This window comes from Serratia liquefaciens ATCC 27592 (assembly GCF_000422085.1).
In the GTDB taxonomy this organism is placed as follows: Bacteria; Pseudomonadota; Gammaproteobacteria; order Enterobacterales; family Enterobacteriaceae; genus Serratia; species Serratia liquefaciens.
The window spans coordinates 2,013,649-2,031,742 of record NC_021741.1 but is presented as its reverse complement, the minus strand read 5'-3'; the positions used below and the strand labels follow the sequence as shown (position 1 = coordinate 2,031,742).

At 50.7% G+C, this 18,094-nt stretch carries 19 protein-coding genes and 1 pseudogene; 5 read left to right on the top strand and 15 right to left on the bottom strand.

Features of this window, described 5'->3' with window-relative positions; genetic code table 11:
* Positions 1 to 51 precede the first annotated feature (51 nt).
* Positions 52 to 1,053 carry a WYL domain-containing protein gene (locus M495_RS09525; protein WP_020826432.1) on the top strand — a complete coding sequence of 334 codons (1,002 nt, stop codon included), beginning with the start codon at positions 52 to 54 and terminating at the stop codon, positions 1,051 to 1,053.
* Between the two features lie 132 nt (positions 1,054 to 1,185).
* Here M495_RS09525 and M495_RS09520 read toward each other — a convergent pair whose 3' ends face one another.
* The gene (locus M495_RS09520; RefSeq protein ID WP_020826431.1) at positions 1,186 to 2,481 is read right to left on the bottom strand and encodes a phage tail tape measure protein; all 1,296 of its coding nucleotides are present in this window, start codon (positions 2,479 to 2,481) and stop codon (positions 1,186 to 1,188) included.
* A 519-nt stretch (positions 2,482 to 3,000) separates the two neighbouring features.
* On the opposite strand from M495_RS09520, the gene M495_RS09515 reads away from it, so the two are divergent.
* The 3 genes from M495_RS09515 to M495_RS09505 all read left to right on the top strand — a co-directional run bounded on the left by M495_RS09515 (position 3,001) and on the right by M495_RS09505 (position 4,956).
* The gene (locus M495_RS09515; protein ID WP_020826429.1) at positions 3,001 to 3,540 is read left to right on the top strand and encodes a dihydrofolate reductase family protein; all 540 of its coding nucleotides are present in this window, start codon (positions 3,001 to 3,003) and stop codon (positions 3,538 to 3,540) included.
* Positions 3,537 to 4,100, top strand: a complete 564-nt coding sequence (locus M495_RS09510) for a TetR/AcrR family transcriptional regulator (RefSeq protein ID WP_020826428.1) — start codon at positions 3,537 to 3,539, stop codon at positions 4,098 to 4,100. Before M495_RS09515 ends, M495_RS09510 begins: the two co-directional genes overlap by 4 nt.
* Before the next feature lie 232 nt (positions 4,101 to 4,332).
* Positions 4,333 to 4,956: a hypothetical protein gene (locus tag M495_RS09505; RefSeq protein WP_020826427.1), complete on the top strand. Its 624-nt coding sequence runs from the start codon at positions 4,333 to 4,335 to the stop codon at positions 4,954 to 4,956.
* A gap of 10 nt (positions 4,957 to 4,966) precedes the next feature.
* Here the strand turns inward: M495_RS09505 and M495_RS09500 are convergent, their stop codons facing one another.
* The 13 genes from M495_RS09500 to M495_RS09440 all read right to left on the bottom strand — a co-directional run bounded on the left by M495_RS09500 (position 4,967) and on the right by M495_RS09440 (position 16,988).
* Positions 4,967 to 5,311 (bottom strand): site-specific integrase, encoded by a 345-nt coding sequence (locus tag M495_RS09500; protein ID WP_144079307.1) that lies wholly within the window; start codon positions 5,309 to 5,311, stop codon positions 4,967 to 4,969.
* 109 nt (positions 5,312 to 5,420) lie between these two features.
* Entirely contained in the window at positions 5,421 to 6,293 is an 873-nt protein-coding gene (locus tag M495_RS09495) for a PfkB family carbohydrate kinase (RefSeq protein WP_020826425.1), read from the bottom strand.
* Between the two features lies 1 nt (position 6,294).
* The gene (locus tag M495_RS09490) at positions 6,295 to 7,152 is read right to left on the bottom strand and encodes a MurR/RpiR family transcriptional regulator (RefSeq protein WP_020826424.1); all 858 of its coding nucleotides are present in this window, start codon (positions 7,150 to 7,152) and stop codon (positions 6,295 to 6,297) included.
* On the bottom strand, positions 7,152 to 8,123 hold the full coding sequence (locus tag M495_RS09485) for an ABC transporter permease (protein WP_041415322.1): 972 nt from the start codon (positions 8,121 to 8,123) through the stop codon (positions 7,152 to 7,154). Before M495_RS09485 ends, M495_RS09490 begins: the two co-directional genes overlap by 1 nt.
* A gap of 52 nt (positions 8,124 to 8,175) precedes the next feature.
* Positions 8,176 to 9,669, bottom strand: coding sequence for a sugar ABC transporter ATP-binding protein (locus tag M495_RS09480; protein ID WP_020826422.1), 1,494 nt, complete (start codon positions 9,667 to 9,669; stop codon positions 8,176 to 8,178).
* A 33-nt stretch (positions 9,670 to 9,702) separates the two neighbouring features.
* Positions 9,703 to 10,746, bottom strand: coding sequence for a sugar ABC transporter substrate-binding protein (locus M495_RS09475; protein WP_020826421.1), 1,044 nt, complete (start codon positions 10,744 to 10,746; stop codon positions 9,703 to 9,705).
* A gap of 62 nt (positions 10,747 to 10,808) precedes the next feature.
* A complete protein-coding gene (locus M495_RS09470; protein WP_020826420.1) occupies positions 10,809 to 11,789 on the bottom strand; it encodes a TIM barrel protein in 981 nt (326 codons plus the stop codon).
* 302 nt (positions 11,790 to 12,091) lie between these two features.
* Positions 12,092 to 12,718, bottom strand: coding sequence for an ATP-dependent Clp protease proteolytic subunit (locus M495_RS09465; protein ID WP_020826418.1), 627 nt, complete (start codon positions 12,716 to 12,718; stop codon positions 12,092 to 12,094).
* A gap of 41 nt (positions 12,719 to 12,759) precedes the next feature.
* Positions 12,760 to 13,098, bottom strand: coding sequence for an SRPBCC family protein (locus tag M495_RS09460; RefSeq protein ID WP_020826417.1), 339 nt, complete (start codon positions 13,096 to 13,098; stop codon positions 12,760 to 12,762).
* Positions 13,095 to 13,409 (bottom strand): ArsR/SmtB family transcription factor, encoded by a 315-nt coding sequence (locus M495_RS09455; RefSeq protein ID WP_020826416.1) that lies wholly within the window; start codon positions 13,407 to 13,409, stop codon positions 13,095 to 13,097. Before M495_RS09455 ends, M495_RS09460 begins: the two co-directional genes overlap by 4 nt.
* Before the next feature lie 81 nt (positions 13,410 to 13,490).
* A complete protein-coding gene (locus tag M495_RS09450; protein ID WP_020826415.1) occupies positions 13,491 to 14,762 on the bottom strand; it encodes a NupC/NupG family nucleoside CNT transporter in 1,272 nt (423 codons plus the stop codon).
* 172 nt (positions 14,763 to 14,934) lie between these two features.
* Positions 14,935 to 15,873 (bottom strand): pseudouridine-5'-phosphate glycosidase, encoded by a 939-nt coding sequence (locus M495_RS09445; protein WP_020826414.1) that lies wholly within the window; start codon positions 15,871 to 15,873, stop codon positions 14,935 to 14,937.
* A complete protein-coding gene (locus M495_RS09440; protein WP_020826413.1) occupies positions 15,870 to 16,988 on the bottom strand; it encodes a PfkB family carbohydrate kinase in 1,119 nt (372 codons plus the stop codon). Before M495_RS09440 ends, M495_RS09445 begins: the two co-directional genes overlap by 4 nt.
* Before the next feature lie 420 nt (positions 16,989 to 17,408).
* Between M495_RS09440 and M495_RS26205 the strand changes: the two are divergent.
* Positions 17,409 to 17,498: pseudogene (locus M495_RS26205) on the top strand (MGH1-like glycoside hydrolase domain-containing protein); the annotation flags it as partial.
* Positions 17,499 to 17,547: 49 nt separating this feature from the next.
* On the opposite strand, the gene M495_RS09435 reads toward M495_RS26205, so the two are convergent.
* A complete protein-coding gene (locus M495_RS09435; RefSeq protein ID WP_020826412.1) occupies positions 17,548 to 17,973 on the bottom strand; it encodes a universal stress protein in 426 nt (141 codons plus the stop codon).
* Positions 17,974 to 18,094: the final 121 nt, after the last annotated feature.

The window sequence follows — 18,094 nt, the reverse complement described above, 5'->3', positions numbered from 1 at the left end:
AACTTATACTTTCGGATGTCTGCACATTTAAGATATTAGAAGGGCCACTATATGCAGTACTCACAGTACATGAAACCCGCGATCGCATCAGACACGCAAACAGTCTCCGTAATGGATTTAGCCAGTAAGCGGCTAGAGACTGGGGCATACTCGCACCCTCAGTGGCTGCGTTTGTGTTACATTGAGCGTCAGTTGCTCTGGGAGCGTCGGCTAACAACGACCATGCTGATGGAAACCTTTGGTATCTCACGCCCTCAGGCTCAGAAAGATATAAAGCTTTACCAGCAACTCTCGCCTAAGGCGCTAAAGCCATATCAGTTAGGTATTCCCTACTATCAACCTACTGAAGGGTTTGAGCCGGTGTTATTATCCAAGGCAGATTTGCAGTGGCAGGCCATTGAAGAGTTCGCGCCGCCCATAACTGCACACACCACTGAAATGCCCATGCTGTTACGCCATCATAATTTGCGTGTTCTGGCCCGATTACTCTCGGCCATTGAGCACCAGCAGTCTATTGAAGCTGTAGTAGCAACAATGAATTCACCTAAAGGACGTAGCCGACGGCTAACACCCACGGCTATCGCGTTCGTTAATAACCGTTACCACGTACGCGCTTTTTGTTGGGATAATATGGCGTATCGCGATTTTCTCATTGGTCGTTTCAAAAGCACCCCAAAAATAGTTAAACCCTCGAAAAACACGCAGAACTGGGGCGATAATGCACCTGCCTTTGAACGTTGTAGAGGTGTCCCATCTAATCCTGATACTGAGTGGGAGCAGATGATCGAACTTGAGCTGAGGCCTAATCCACACCTCAGCCAAGATCAGCAGGCATTAATCGTGATCGATTATGAGTTGGATCAGGATGGAATCACCAAACGGTTCGCGCTTCGCAAACCGCTAATCGGTTATTTTCTGATCGACAATCGCATTCCTGCAAGTGAAGCTGAATACAATCATGCTGTTAATGAAAATCCTAAGGCTTGGCCAGTATTTGCCTTCATAACTGACTCAAATAAACTTGCCCACGAACTCGGATTTGACCCAAGCTGATTTCTAGTAAGAAAAAGTTCTGTAGAATATTCGAAGTATCTCAGAGCTAAGTTGGCCGATCCGGGCCAAATGTCGGTTTTGGGTTATCAGGTTCAATCCACATTAATTTAACACCGTGACGAGGAAATAGACTCATCCTTTGTTTAACCACTCTCCTGGTGTTTTCCACTTCAACAACCGCTCAATTGCCGTATCGTCAGACAGGAACTGACGGGCAAGTTGCAGGCGTTCCATGACCTGTATCTTCTGCTGGTTATCAAGCATTGCTGCATCCATCTCTGCTTCGTAAAAAAACTGCTCCAGCCGTTTGTCTTCTGCCCACTGGGCAATAATGGATTTCAGCTCAGTACGACTGGCACTGCGCGCTTCCTCCGCCTGCTCTATCCGCTTCTTTTCCAAGTATATGGCTTGTTCCCGCTCACGCTGAATGCGCCACTCCTCAGCTTCAATTCTGGCCTGTTCTAGTTGCTTTGAAATTAACGGAACAGCCTGTAGCATTGCCGAAATCATCTTAGGGATCTGACTAATTAATCCACATTGTTTTGTCTGCCGGAACTGAAGTAACCATTTTGCGGAAGTATAAGGTGAGTAAAGCTGCAACAGAAATCGCCCAGTAGGCAAGGTATGTTTCGATACGTGAAGAAAAGGTTCACTATTTCTTCCCCGTATCCATCTCCCCATCTGTTCGTCACGTACATAGCGATTCTTGACTTTTTTCGCTGGAACATACTCCGTCATTTCAGCAAGACTAAACGCAAAGTACATATCCCCAATACAAATAATACTTGGCGTATAAGGCCGCCATAGATTGCCCCAGCGATACCCACCCTCTTTCGAATCTTCCTTAATATCAATATCCGCACGATGTAGCCTTTCTCCCGGTGCATCCAACGTAACCCGGTATCCCTTATTTCCCAGGGCATCAAAGAATCTACTCAGGAACTCTATCGCACTATCAAATCCCGTATCAGAAACGTTGAGATCCAATAATTTCTTTTTCGTAGGCTTGTAATAGCCATCTTCTGTAACCGAGGAGACCGGCAGATATGTTTTGAGATCATTTATTAACCCATAGCCATTCCCTGTAACAGGAGCTTGCTTTCGGGTTACGGAAAGTACTGGTTTTGGTAACGCAGTGGTGGAAGGTTGCACTGGTGAGTTGCTATTCTCAAGCGCCTTCACCACCTTATCCTTTTTCAGAGCTGGTAGCTCGGGGATTGCAGGTGCAATCCCTTTCGCCAGCGCTTTCCAGTAACCCGCAAGCGGCCTGGGTATACGCATTTCACTGCATTGTTTCGCCAGTAAATCCGTACTAATGCCATACAGGGCAGCTATACGCTCCGCAGGCTCACGCCAGACCAAGTGATACAGCGCTTCCCGATCTTGGGGGAAAATATGTGCAGCATCCTGTGGATTAATATCTGACATTACATTACCCTTCTTTGGCTAAAATTATCAGAAATCTTTGCCTGCTGGTCATTGAAAGGACTCTGGCCGGGCTCTCCATCGATTGACGTATCAATCGCGTTCGAAATGCCCGTTACCAGCAAAAATCTCTCTGTCAAATAAGATATATTCCTGTGAAAGTGCTTACAACTACACTTCCACTTATTGAATACTCGACAATCCCATCAAAACAATTCATTGATAAAGAAAAGTCGTACCACACAATCCGGGTGAACAAGAATTGGCTGTAGCTGTGATAACTGGCCTCAGCTGGTAGCATCAGCTAAAGTGAGTACGAATATGAGTATAAGATTAATTAATAAAAATAAAAACGTTAAATATAAATACAATAACAATAAAATCACGGTTCAACGTCTAACTCCCGCCTCTGCAGCAAACTCCAAAATCCACGCCCCGGCGTGGATTTTTTGTTTAACCGGTGACGTTGATTTTGGGCCATACCAACGCAATAATATACAGCGTATAAATATGGAGCATTCAATGGTCACTACACACGTTTTCATCGCCACCAGCCTGGACGGTTTTATCGCTCGGCAAGATGGCGACATCGACTGGTTATTGCAACGCGACACCTCGGCCGAAGATCATGGCTTCGATACCTTTATCGCTGACAAAGACATGATCCTGATGGGGAGAGGGACTTATGAAAAGGTACTCACCTTCGATAGCTGGCCTTATGACCTCCCGGTACTCGTACTGTCCAAACAACTGGCCAATGAGCCGGTCCCTCCAGCCCTGACAGGTAAAGTCCGGTTCACCAACCTCACGCCAAAGTATGCGCTTGAGCAGTTGGCCGCGCAGAATGTGCACCGCGTCTATGTGGATGGTGGGCAATTAATACAGTCCTTTCTGCGCGAGGGGTTGATTAGCGATATGGTGATCACCAAGGTTCCCGTACTGCTTGGCTCGGGCAGGCCTCTGTTCGGCTCACTGCAACAGGACATTGATTTAAAATTACTGTCGAACCGGAGCTTTCCTTCGGGCCTGGTGCAATCCCACTATCAGGTATTGCCCCAATGACTCGTCCACGCGGGCGCCCAACCAACGGAAAAGGAGTAACGCGGGATGACATTCTGGATTCCGCTCTTGGCCTGCTGGATGAAAGTGGTGGACAAGGGCTGACGATGCGTACCCTCGCCACTCGGCTGGGCGTCACGCCGATGAGCCTGTATCACCATATTGGTGATCTGGCCGGGCTATTGCGTGCTTTATCCGATCGCGTCTATGCCGAAGCCATGGAGGGGTTGAGCGGATTGGCTGATCCGCGGACAGAAATTCGAACATTGCTCACGCGCTATCATCGCGCAGTCGGCTATCATCCCCAGCTCACGCTGGCAATCTTTGCCACGCCAGAGGCCTTTGCCGGGGTTACCCGTCAGATTACCGATCGCCTTACGGCCTTGCTGGCTGAGATGACGACAGAGCCCCTACAGTGGCGCGATATTTTGATTGATCATGCCCATGGCAGCGGTTTGGCCCTTGTCGCGGTACGGGGAGACTCTCTACGGGCGCAGAGCCTGCAAGAACAGTATCTACAGGCCCTCGATCGTCTGCTGGACAGCGTGTCAGCGCGCCAGTAGCACCTTATCCACCAGCCCCCACTCTACGGCTTGGTCGTCACTCAGAACGCGGCCGCAGTCGAGAACACACGTAGCTACGACATCCGCGTTCGGCGTACAGGTAGGTACGGGATACTTGATGCGCTTCATCTCTTTGGAGTAGATTAAACTATCTGCTTGTCAGTCATCGTAGCGCTAATGGGAACAGCGTGGATACACTGATTGTCAAAGGCAAGGCGGAAAGGAATAAGTAATGATCAAAAAATTGGTGTATTTGGCTTATCCACTCTTGTTTTTCGCTGCGTTATTCAGCGCTCATGCTTTTGAGGAAGATTGGAATGGAGATGTTGTTATTAATTGGATGGATTTTAGAAAAACATTAGAAATCTACAAGAAGACAATTAACGTGAGAGGCAATATTGAGCAAGCGGCCGAAGCGGAGAACAGAGGAAAGAGCTACTTCCTCGAAGGCCGGTACGAACAAGCCTACTTTCTCGGCTATCTCAATGCGATAGGCTATATTCCAAGGCCGGAGTATTTTTTCATAATCGGCGACTTAAATCTAAGAACGATACTGTCACTCCATAGCGATTCTCCGCATGCTCCGCTTGAATATATGTCATGCTGGGACAAATATCAGTTTGCGATGGACGTAAATAGAGATTTGGAATCTTCATTTCAAACGGGCTTTGGCTTAGTGGAGGAGCTGAATCTAACAAAGACCAAAGAGTCAAAAATATACAAACAAGCCATGGTCAACGCATCTTGCCTTGCTCGATTAACGAGTAAGTACTTAGATAAAATGGGGTCGCAGTGCGTACCTATTGATCAAGTAAAAGCATGCCTCGGAAGTCCGCTCCTATTTTTATATCACTAACCTAATCGCCTCAGTTTAGGAGGGCGGTGCCTGCGTCAGCGACTGCCCCGAGGATCCACCTTTTGAGTGCTATATGGTCGCCTCGGACCGCCGCATAGCCAGGTTGGAACTTGATGGACTCTTCCCACTGCAGCCCGAAGGCCTGCTGCAATTGCAGACTCATCTGCGCATGGGCATCACCCCGCGTCTTTGATTTGTCAGCATTGGTCGCATGCAGCCGCTCAGGAATACCCAGACGAGTGTTGTTCGCTGGAATGACTCCGGCCTTATCCTCCTTCTCAGCCCACCAGCGCAGATGCGCCTGGAGATTCTTGAGCGTGCCTGCGGACATCCCTGCGAACTGCCAGGCTTTCACATTCTTGCACTTGAGCAAACCAAAAGCCCCCCCCCGCTCAGTTGCTCTGCAGCCCGCGCAGCCGGTCGGCCTGAGTCGTATGGCTACCTTCTCGATTGCGCTGGCAAAGTTAGTTTATAGCTGTCGACTTACGTGAAACATGGGCGGCCGCAGCTCGATTGGCTTTTGCTACAGAACTCCCAAGCGATTCGTGTTGAAGAATTGAAGTGCATAAGGTGCCCATAAAACAGTCACCGGCACCGTGAGTGCTCACAAGTTCTACTTTTTCGGCAGGCATCGACTGGCTACGGTCTCCAGCCTCACACCAGGCCACGCCATGTTCACCTGCCGTCACAATCACAGCCGGATAATGCTGGCTGAGCAATTCAGCCGCCATGCATGCATCGGATAAATTATTGACCGGAATACCACTCAGATCACGAGCTTCAACGCCATTCACCACCAGCAGATCAACCGCATACTGCATCTCGGCACACAATGCTCGCGCCGGTGCGGCATTCAGACAAACGCGGATCCCACGCTGTTTTGCCTGTTTCGCGGCCGACAGATTAACTGCTTCAGATACCTCATTTTGCAACAGCAACATCTCAACCTGTTGCCACAACAGGTCATCATTAAACTGTGCGACATCAATGTGATTATTCGCGTTGGAGACTACCACTGCGCCGTAATCTCCCTCAGCGTCCATCAGTGCCACACTCATACCGGAGGCTACGCTCTCATTCACCGTCACAAAGCGATTATCGATGCCGTTTTCATCAAGCACAGCGCGCAGGAATTCCCCCTGCGTATCTGCGCCCACGGCACCGACAAAGCCCACCTGCGCGCCCGCTTTCGCCGCAGCAACGGCCTGATTGCCGCCCTTACCGCCGAATTTATACGAACACCCGCTTCCGATGACTGTTTCGCCCTTTTCCGGCCGGTGATGCGCATGGATCACGATGTCGTAATGAAGGCTACCCGTGACTAAAATTTTACCCATTCTAGTATTCCCGAAGGTCCTGAACCGCCTGCTGGGTTTTCATCAGATTCTTCTCCGCTGTCTTTAGGTCCTTCTGCGCAATCGCCACGAACAAGGCATCCAGAATATTTAACTGGGCGATACGTGAGGCAGCGTTTTCCCCGAGCAAGTGCGATCCCTGAGAGGTTGAATTGAGCACCACGTGCGCATTACGCGCAATGGGCGACTCGGCGTAATTGGTGATGGCGATAACTTTGGCTCCGTTGCGGACTGCCAGTTTAATCGGTTCATTCACCGCGCGGGTGGCACCGGAATGGCTGATTGCCACCACCGCATCATCGTCAGACAAGACTGCCGCTGACATCAGCATGATATGTGCATCATCGTAGACCGTCGTTTTAATGCCTATTTTCAGCAATTTGTGCGAAAGATCTCTTGCGACGGCAGCAGAGCCACCGACAGCATATAAATCGATGTGCCTAGCTTTAAACAAAATGTCAGCAGCCCGGTTAAATGCCGAAACATCGACAATAGATAAGGTTTCTTCTATTGCCTGAATTGACGTCCGAAATACTTTTTCAAGCAATTTTTCCGACGAGTCTCCCGGTTCAATTTCCGCATGTAAATTTGCCACTTCAGAATAGTTGTAATAGATCAAACTGCTTCTGAAATCTCTAAACCCTGAAAAGTTTAATTTTTTCGTTAATTTAACAATCATGGCCTCGGAAACATTATTCTCCAGCGCAATTTCTTTTAGTGAAGTTTGCTCGGAGAAATCATTTTTAGAGGTGATCGCCTCGACGACTTTTCTTTCTAGTGGCGTCAAGTGTGGCAATTTCATACGAATTTGAGCGCCTATGGCTCGCGGATCCTGATTCATTACTTGCCTCGTGTCGCTCTGTCAATCAACATCGCTATGATAATAATAAGGCCAGTAGCAAGCAATTGATAAAATGCCTGAATATTAAGAAGTGTAAGGCCATTACGTAGTGAACCCAAAATAACAGCGCCAATCAGGGTACCGATCACACTTCCCTTCCCGCCCATTAGGGAAGCCCCGCCAATCGCTGCTGCGGCAATGGCATCCAGCTCCCATAAATTCCCCATTGTCGGTTCGGCAGCCCCCAAACGGCCAATCAAAATCAGCGAAGCCAATGAAGCCAGCACGCCGGAAATCACAAAAACCGTAACTTTGGTTCTTTTGACCGGAACACCTGCCACACGCGCAGCTTCTTCGTTACCGCCGACCGCCAGAATATATTCGCCCAGCGGCGTTTTGTTCATCACCGTCCACAAAATGGCGGCTATGGCGATAACAATTACGATCGGTGCAGGGACCCCAAATATGGTGCTATTGATGACGGTGCGAAACTCCAGAGGAATGCCGAAAATCGGGTTGCCGTTTGTGAAAATCAGCGCCAGTGCACGGAACAAAGAAAGCCCGCCGAGAGTGACGATAAACGGCTGTAAACCCGCATAAGCCACCAGCATCCCGCTGAAAACACCGCACAATGCACCGATACCCAAAGTCGCCATAATTGCCAGCGGGACCGGCACGCCGGACACCATCAGCGTGGCACCCAGCACGGCCGAAAGCGCCGCCGTCGGCCCAACGGACAAGTCGATACCACCGGAAATAATGACCAGCGTCATCCCCAGAGCGATAATCCCGTTGATGGATGACTGCTGTAATATATTAAGCAAGTTAGGAACGGTAAAAAACACCGGCGATAAAAATGAGAAAGTAATCAAAATAATCACCAAACCGATCAGCGTACCGGCATCGCGAACGTTAAATTTGAATAATGCCGAAGGCACAGCCTTTGGCTGAACATTACTTTGCGTCGTCATAATCATGGCCTTTTATCTTTTTAGGTATTGAAGGAAGTAGTTTCCAGACCGCTTACTGCATATCATTAATGGCATAACGGGCAATATTTTCTTCAGTAATCTCATCACCAATAAGTTCTTTGATGATTTTTCCTTCACGCATCACCAGTACTCTGTCTGAGATACGCATTATTTCCGGCATTTCGGAAGAGACCACCACAATAGCCTTCTCTTGTTGCGCCAGTTTTTCTATTAAATTGTAAATCTCAGACTTTGCACCAATATCAATTCCCCGGGTCGGTTCATCGAACAGAAAAACCTTATTATCTGCTGATACCCAGCGGCCAATAATGACTTTTTGCTGATTGCCGCCGCTTAATGTCCCGATCGGTTTTTCAATATTAAGCGGGCGCAATCGCAGTTCGGTCATCACCTCCAGCGCGGTTTTATTCAGTCGATTTTTGTTCAACAGACCGTAGCGTGTAAACCGTCCCATCGACGGCAATGCCATGTTCATTTTAACGGAACGCTCTTTGATGATACCCTCTTTTTTACGATCTTCCGGCACCAGGCCAATGCCGGCACGGATGGCAGAACTGACGTTATGGTTCTTCACCGCCACCCCTTCGACCTCAATGCTGCCGCTGGTTTTGGCATCAATACCGGCGATCAACTTGAGCAATTCAGTACGTCCGGAACCGACCAACCCGGCAATCCCCAGTACTTCGCCTGCCCTGACGCAGAACGTCGCCGATTGCACAGCTTTGCCGCGACTCAATTTCTCGATGCGCAATACATCTCTTGCCGTGGCATACGAGTGATGGTGTACTTTTTCGATTTTGCGCCCGACCATTTTGGTGACGATGCTTTCTTCCGTTTCATCGCAAATATTCACCACGCCGACCTGTTTGCCATCGCGTAAAATCGTCGCCCTGTCACAGACTTTGAAAATTTCATTCATTTTGTGCGAGACATAAATCAGCGACACATTCATCGATTTCAGATCTGAAATCAGCTCCGCCAGTCGCTCGAATTCTGTCGGCGTCAGGCTGGATGTCGGTTCATCCATCGCAATGATCTTTGCCTCATCCAGCAGTGCGCGTGCAATTTCAACGATTTGTTGTTGAGACACTTTCAGGTTCTTGATCGGCTCATCGGGATCGATCGTCGGATCCAGACGGCGCAGGATCGCCACGGCCCGTTTGTATTGTGCTTTCTTATCGACAAATAACCCTTTCAGTTTGGTTAATGGCCGGCCAAGAAACATGTTCTGGGCGACAGAGAGTTCAGGAACGTGCTGTAGTTCCTGATGGATCATCGCAATGCCGGCATGACGTGCTGAAAGCGGGTTCTTCATCTGGATAACCAGCCCTTCTACCAGAATGTCACCGGCATCGGCGGCACGAACACCGGACAAAATATTCAGCAACGTTGATTTCCCCGCCCCGTTTTCACCGATCAGCGCATGAACTTCACCCGGCCTCACCGAAAAATCGACACCCTGGACCGCCGCTACACCGCTGTAGCTTTTGCTGATGCCACGCATCATCAAACTGTACTGTTCCATAAACTCTCCTCACCCTGTTCTCTGACACCAGACTTACTGCTGCAGAGACAGTAACTGGCGCAGTTTCGCGTTATCCTTGGTGGAGAACGCATCAGCATTTTCTTTAGTGATCAGCGCCTGTGGGGTAGACACCACGCGGGAAATTTTCTGGCCGTTAATCAGACGCACCACCACTTCCATTGCCACTTCACCCGTCAGCACTGGGAAGCTGTCCACAGTGCCGGTTAGCTCACCGCGTTTAATAGAGGCGTAAGCATCGGAAATACCGTCGGTGCCAAATACCGCCACCTGTTTGGCTTTCCCGGCGGCGGCCACGGCTTCTACCACTCCGAGCGCCATTCCGTCGTTATTGGCATAGAAGCCAATCAGATCAGGATGTTGCTGCAAGATAGTGGCAGCCGCGTTGTAGGCGTTTTCACGGCTCCAGTTAGCCGGAACGCTAGCAACGACGGTGAATTTTCCGCTGGTCTGTATGGTCTCTTTAAAGCCTTTGGTTCGTTGAGATGCCGCATAAACGCCTGGTTGACCTTCGATTACCGCTACTTTCCCACCTTCAGAGTGTTGTTTGATGAACCAGTTAGCGACACGCACGCCGTTATCTTTCTGCACGTTACCGACGTAATGTGCGGCATTCGGCATTACGGCATCATTGACGTTCACCACGGCGATGCCTTTGCTTTTGGCTGACTCATACGCCGGTTGCAGGTTGGCATCCGTTTGCGGAGAAACCAGTAAGCCGTTGAAGCCCTGAGAAATCAGCGTTTCTGCGATAGAAAGCTGACCGAGCTGATCATCTTCATTGGCTGCAGCCTGATATTCGACGGTAATACCCTGTTTATTACCGAATGCTTTATAGCCCTGGCCAAGCGAGCGCCAGTATTCATTAGTGAGCGTTTTAGACACTCCACCGATCTTCAGCGATTTATCAATCGCCGGTAACGGACCATATTTGGCGGAGAGTTGCGTCCAGTCGGTACGATCAGGCTCTGTATCAGACTGTAATGTTGGCAAATCTGCGGCATAAACCCTGGTGCAAAACAGTGCAGTAGTGAGTACAGACAGTAAGAGTTTTTTCATCATCTGGCCTTCGATTGTTGTTTTTATGATTGCTACAGCGACATACGCTGTCCGGTCCGCTTTTATTGTGCCAGCATCACGTTATTGACGATTTGCTGCGAGGCAACTGCGTCCTGCCTGCTAATGGCTTCAGCCAGCGCCGGGTTGTTTTCGAGTTTTTCACACAGTGTGAGTAAACGCAGAACTGTCGCAATGTTGGTTTCCGCTTCACGCACCGGGTCCAACCCGCTGGCGTCAGGGAAGGTATCGAAGTAATACGCCCCTTTGTAGCCATCGCGTTTCATCTGCAAGAGGAATTCCAGTGTGGCACGCGGGTTCACGGATCCGACCATCAGACCGTCGTCGCGTTTTCCCCAGCCGTCATTGAGATCCAGCCCCAGTAATCGGGACCGGCGAGCCACCATAGCAGCTGCAAACGCCGGGACTTCATTCGCAAACAACACATGTGCGAAATCCAACGTGATGCCAAGGTTTTTGCATCCCGCTTCTTCCACCGCTAGCAGGCACGTGGTGGCATTCGGAAAAATACTATAAGCACGTGGTTCGTTCGGTTTGTACTCAATGCTGATGTCGATATCCGGTGCATATTCCGCCACTTCACGAACCGCGCTGACCGCGTCTTCCCATATTTTTTTATAGTCGGCCTGGAAGCAGTAATCGAAACCATCCTGCCCCATCCAAAGCGTCATAATGCCGGCACCGAATTCACGCCCGGCGTCGATGCCGCGCTTGGTTAATTCGATCGCCTGACGGCGAATTTTCGGATCCGGGTGAGTAAATGCACCGATTTTGAATTCCGGAGCATCCCAGCGCATCTGCATGCCGTTTACCGCTAGCCCGACGTCCTCTATTTTCTGACGCATCACTTTGATGTCGCCGGTCATATGTTGTGGATAATTCAGATCCAGATGTGTCAATCCTTTAACCGTAGCTGCACGTTCGATCATTTGCGGAACGGTAGGTTTTCCTTTTTGTTCCGGCCAGTAAAGATGAGCCCCCGAGGCAAACGAGTTCAGGCGTGTGGCAAATTTAAGTTCTGACATGGGGTGTCCTTTGTGAACTGATAATGTAATGTACTTTCCTTCTTCACTTTATTTTGTGAAGTGGTGCATTACTATCATCCACTGAAAAAAGCCGCAAGATATCCGGATGGATTTATGATCAGATTTGAGAGGGAATTCACGAAATTTCAGAAAATCGGGACGTTCATAAAGAAGGGAAAATGGGTTATGGCGATGTGCTCGTGACTATCGGGTTTGTACCGTTCTGTCTGTGACTGGCAACTGGCCCGTTGCCGTTATTTCAGGCGTTGACCGGCAAGCCATTTCTCTATTAACGTCACTATCTACAGGCCCTCGATCGTCTGCTGAACAGCGTGTCCGCGCGCCCGTAGCACCTTATCCACCAGCCCCCACTCTACCGCTTGCTCGGCGCTCATAAAGCGGTCGCGATCGAGCGCGCGCTCAACCTCTTCGTAGCTACGACCGCAGTGTTCGGCGTACAGGCGGATCACGGTGTGCTTGGTGCGTTTCATCTCTTCGGCGTGGATAAGGATATCTGACGCTTGCCCCTGAAAACCGCCCAGTGGTTGGTGCACGTGCAGGCTGGCATTGGGCAGCGCCATCCGGTGGCCTGCCTCACCCGCCATCAGCAGGAATGACCCCATCGAGCGAGCGGTGCCCATACACAGCGTATGCACCGGTGCGTTGATGTACTGCATAGTGTCGTAGATGGCGAAGCCACTGGTGATCACCCCGCCCGGTGAATTGATATATAAATTTATGGGTTTCTCCGGGTTCTCAGCTTCGAGAAACAGCAGTTGAGCACAGAGCATTTCTGCCACCTGATCGTTAACCTCGCCGTTCAGGAAAACGATGCGGTCGCGCAGCAGCCGCGAATAAATATCGAACGAACGTTCTCCCTGGCTGGTCTGTTCTACCACCGTCGGGACGAGCAGCATCGATTCACGCATCGGTGAACTCCTGTTTTCAGATTGGAATAATGAGTTGAGCGTCAGGCAGCGCGCATCAGCTGCAATCCACCGTCGTTCGCTGCCGTCAACCTGGCGTCGTCGAGTTGGTGAATGACGCGTAACAGGCTTCCGCCGTCAGCGGCGGGCAGAATTTGCAAGGTCACGGTACTTTCGAGGTACGGCGGTCGATCATCACGCATCCGGTAGCTGATTGCTTCGCCCGGTGTTATCACTACCGGTTCGGTATCGGCCAGTTCGGCATTCGGTAACCATTGTTCGCGCAATGCCGGGATCCCGATAGCCCGCCAGACTTTCTCTGGCGGCGCATCGAGTTGATACTCCAGCACCAGCGGCGGCTGCGTGGCGTCGGTTGGGGTCATTGATCCATGTCCTTTAGCAAAACGTTCAGCCTGTCGATGCGTGCCGGCCAGAAGGCACGGTATTTGTCCAGCCATTGCGCGATGACCGCCAACCCTTGTGGGTCAACCTGATAATTGACGAAACGCCCCTGGCGCGCCTCGCACACCAGCCCCGCCTGCCGCAACACGGCCAGGTGTTGAGACATCGCAGATTGGCTGATCGTCATGCCTTCACGCAGTGCGCTGGCATTCATGCCGCCAGTGGCCAGTTTTTCGAAGATGCTGCGCCGGGTGGGATCCGCCAGCGCTTTGAAGAGGTCATTTTCATTCATGACTATACATTAGTAGTCACTTATCTAATGCGCAAGTTTAGCGCGGAAAATAATCACGCTCACGCCAAAGAAAGGGCGTGATCATAATGCCACGCTCAAAGCACCGAGACCGATAAACAGCCCGGCGATGGTGGCGCTCATCAGATTAGACAAGGTAGCGGCCAGCAGCGCGCGCAAGCCCAGGCTGGCAATATCCGAAGCGCGTTCCGGTGCTACCGCGCTGAACGCCCCCACCACCACGGCTATCGAGCCGAAGTTGGCGAACCCGCACAGTGCGAAAGAGATGACGGCGATGGTTTTAGGATCGAGCACCGCGACGCTGTCTTTGAGATAGGCTGAAAAATTCACGTATGCGACAAATTCGTTTATCGCCAGCTTCTGGCCAATCAGCCCACCTACTACCCCAGCGTTATCCCAGCTAACCCCCATGATATAAGCCAAAGGCGAGAACACATATCCGAACAACCTTTCCAGGCTGAGCTGTTGCCAGCCAAACAGGCTGCCGACGCCGCCAATCAGGCCATTAATCAGCGCAATTAACGCTACAAAGGCCATTACCACGGTAGCGACGCCCACGGCTATTTTCAGCCCGAGCATCGCTCCACTGGCCGCGGCTTCGATAATGCTCGCCGGGCGTTTTTCACTGAACGCCATCTGGCTGAACTCGACCTGCGACGCCTCGGTTGCCGGGCTCAGCATACGTGCGAACAGAATGCCGCCGGGGATCGCCATCAACGATGCCGCCAGCAGATATTCAATCGGTACGCCAAGGCCGGCATACCCCACCAACATTGAGCCGGCGATCGACGCCATTCCGCTGCAAATGACGGTAAACAGCTCATTGCGGCTCATCTTGTTAATAAAAGGCTTAAGCACCGCAGGCAGCTCGTTTTGCCCTAAAAAGATGGTGGTCACCGCGGCAAAAGCCTCAACCTTGCTGATGCTCAGCATCTTTTGGAATACGTAGCCCAACAGATTAATCACCCATCCCATCACGCCGAGGTAATAGAGAATCGAAATCAGTGCGGTAATAAAAATAATGGCCGGCAGAACATGAAAAGCGAAAACAAAACCTGCGCCGTCAAACAAGACATTCATTTTAGGGCCGACCAGTCCGCCAAAAATAAATGAGCTACCGGCATCGCTGTACGAAATGACTTTATTGACGCCACCGGCAATGGCATTAACCACCCACTTACCGGCGGGCACATATAACATAATTGCGCCCAACAGCACTTGCAGTATTAATGCGCTGAAAACGGTTCTCATGCTGATTCGTTTACGGTTGTTGGAAAAAATAAAAGCAATAAGGAGAAGAATACAGATACCTGACAGGCTGCGTAGTAAGTCCATAAATCCGTCCCTTAATACCCGTCGTATTTCAGCCGTAGCGGAAAAGTCATTGGGTATGTAAATGTACCTGTCCTGAAAGGTGAAAAGGGCAAAGCACTCCCCTCCACCTTTCAGGCTGGCGTTTTTATTTAATGTTGTTTATAGGGTAAAACTTAAGGAATAACGCGTCGTCTTAGGCGGCGGCCTCCTGATAACAACAGGCAATTTGCGCGGCCAGCTTGGCGTTGTTGAACACCAATTGAATATTGGCGGTCAGGCTGTCGCCCCCGGTCAATTCAGCCACTCTGGCCAGCAAAAATGGCGTGCTGTCCTTGCCCTGAACGCCTTGTTCAACCGATTCCCGCACGGCACGCTCAATGGCGGCATTAATTTTTTCCTCCGGCACCGCATACTGCGCCGGGATCGGGTTGGCAATCACCATGCCGCCCTCCAGCCCGGTCTGCCACTTGGTGGCCATGGCGCGGGCGATCTCCGCCGGGGCATCCAACTGAATGCTGACCCTGAAGGGGCTGGTACGGCAAAAGAATGCCGGCAGCGTTTGGGTCTGGTAGCCGATCAGCGGTACACCGTGGGTTTCGAGGTATTCGGTGGTCAGCCCCAAATCCAAAATAGACTTGGCACCGGCACAGATCACCGCGACATTGGTGCGTGCCAGCTCCTGCAGATCCGCCGAGATATCAAACGTGTGTTCTGCGCCGCGGTGCACGCCGCCGATGCCACCGGTGGCAAAGACGTGAATGCCCGCCATCTCGGCAATAATCATGGTTGAGGCCACGGTGGTCGCCCCGTGTTTACCGGCGGCGACGATGAACGGCAGATCGCGACGGCTCACTTTCGCCACCTTATGGCCCTCTTTACCCAGCAGCTCTATTTCCTCACGGCTTAATCCCGCCTTCATGCGGCCGTTAATGATGGCGATGGTCGCGGGCACCGCGCCGTGATCGCGGATCTTTTGTTCCACTTCCAGCGCCGTCTGCGCGTTCTGCGGGTACGGCATACCGTGAGAAATGATGGTGGATTCCAGAGCCACAACCGGGCGTTTGTGGGCCAAAGCCTCGGCCACCTCCGGCGAAATGTCCAGATAGTCATGGGAAATCATTTTATTTTTCATGCTTGTAGCTCCAACAGTTTTTGTACGCTGCCATTCGACAGGTTCGGGTTATTGGTAAATTCGGATGCCAGCGTCAATGCCGAGCAACCCTGCGCAAAACGAATGCTGTCCGCCAGCGTCATATCTTCCAGCCAGCAATGGGCCAGGCCCGCCATCATGGCGTCGCCGGCCCCAGTCACATTGACGATGTCGACGACCAGTGGCTGCGACCAGCCGTTTTGCCCATCAATTTCGCTGTAATAAACCCCGGCTGGCCCCATGCTGAGCGCCAGGCGTTGTACCCCTTGTTGATGGAACCAGCGGGCCACCGCTGGCGCATCCTGCGGCCCGTGGATCGCCATGCCGCTGAGGATCTCGGCTTCGAGGCGATTGGGCTTGAGAGTATGGATATGCGAGAGCCAACGGCGGATTTTGGGCGCTTTAAATGCCGATACGGTGTCAACAAACACCGGCACGCTGCCGGAGTGCCCGAATAGCCAGGCCAGTGCGTCCTCGGTCAGGTTGCAGTCAACCACCAGCACGCCCGCATGCAGGATCAACTCTTTAGACGTGGCCAATAACGCCGGTGTGAGTTTCTCGAGAATGCGCATGTCGTTAATTGCCACCAGCATTTCGCCGTTGTTATCGAGTAAGGAGACATAGGTCGAAGTATTTTCACCGTGCAATTTATGGAAGCTGTCGACATGTACCCCCGCCAGCTTTGCCTGTTCGAATAAGGTTTCGCCGTAGAAGTCGTCACCGACGACGGAAATAAGGTGACACTCCCGGCCTAATAAGGCGACATTCTGCGCAATATTTCTGCCCACCCCACCTGGCGTGCATTTTATTTTTCCCGGGTTGGAATCTTCATACACTAATTTAGAGGAAGCATAACCGCAGACATCCATATTGGTAGAACCTACGGTTACCACATAGCTGTGCTCCGACAATATATAACCCTTACCCTTTATATATCCTTTATTCATTAAATTCATAATGTGCCCGGCGACACCAGAGCGGCTAATACCTAAAACATCGGCAATTTCCTGCTGTGGGATCAAAGGATCACGTCTCAGAAGATGCAATATCTGTTTTTCTCTGCTGGTCATATTGGACACTTGTTTGTTTTTAAACATACGTTTGTTTTATATCGGGCATGAAAAACAGTAAAGTGGGATTAAAGGCTTTAGCGAAGATTTGGGAAGAGGATCGTAAGTTGAATGAACCGGGTTTCAGCGTTAATTCTGTGATGCCCATCAAATAATAAAGTCGGTTTTATCCTTCAAAAAGAGTCAAAAATAATCATTAGCCGAGACATAGCATTTTATTCTTATAATAATCTTAATAAAACAACCGGATAGGATTTCCATGCGTATAACCTAACTTATGTTTGGTTAGTCGCATCTTGCGCTTTTTTCGAGGGTTGGGGCAGCCGGTGTTCTCATCGAAAAGAGATGGCTTTCACATTTGGACTTTAAATAAAGCAGCGGCCCGAAATCTCTGCCTCGTTTTACGTGCCCTCAGCGACACGCCGAGGGTGCAGTATCATCCGCATCCCGCTGACCGGCATGCAACAGGGCGCGCCAAATTTCTCCTGGAGCGCGGCGCACCTCTACATGTTGTATAACGACTTTTTCACCCGCTAATCTGTCCGTCACCCTGCCAGAGTGAATACTGGCAGGGTTAATCAACTGGCTACTGTTTGATTGGGATGACCAGTACGTCGACATTCAATTGGTTGATGGCATGCTGGGTTGAGGAAAACAGCTTGTTCCACAGATCGTGGTGATGGCCAAAAACCACCAGATCGACACTTTTATCCACCACGGCATTCTTCAACTCTTCGATAAAATCACCGTGTCCGATGATCACCTCGTTGATCGGGTAATTCACATTCTGGGTCAGCGGCTCCAGCTCTTTCTTGATTTTCTCTTCAAAAGGTACGCCGTCGTAGCTTCGCTCAGAAAAACCAATCGCCGCATGGTAGGTATCGTAGTGGATATCCACGTAGATCAGAGAGAGCCTGGCCTGCAGTGACGCGGCCAATCTCGCGCTTTTTTCCACCAGCCGTTTTCCGTCATCACTCAGGTCGGTGGCAATCATAATATGTTGATAGCACATAGCGCCTCCTGTCATTGATTCATAGAGACCCCGGTTTGCACGGCAACATTTCTGTTGTCCCGTTATGGATAATTTTAGTTCAGAAACCGGAGGGACGAACGGGCATCTTGCCGTTGGAACA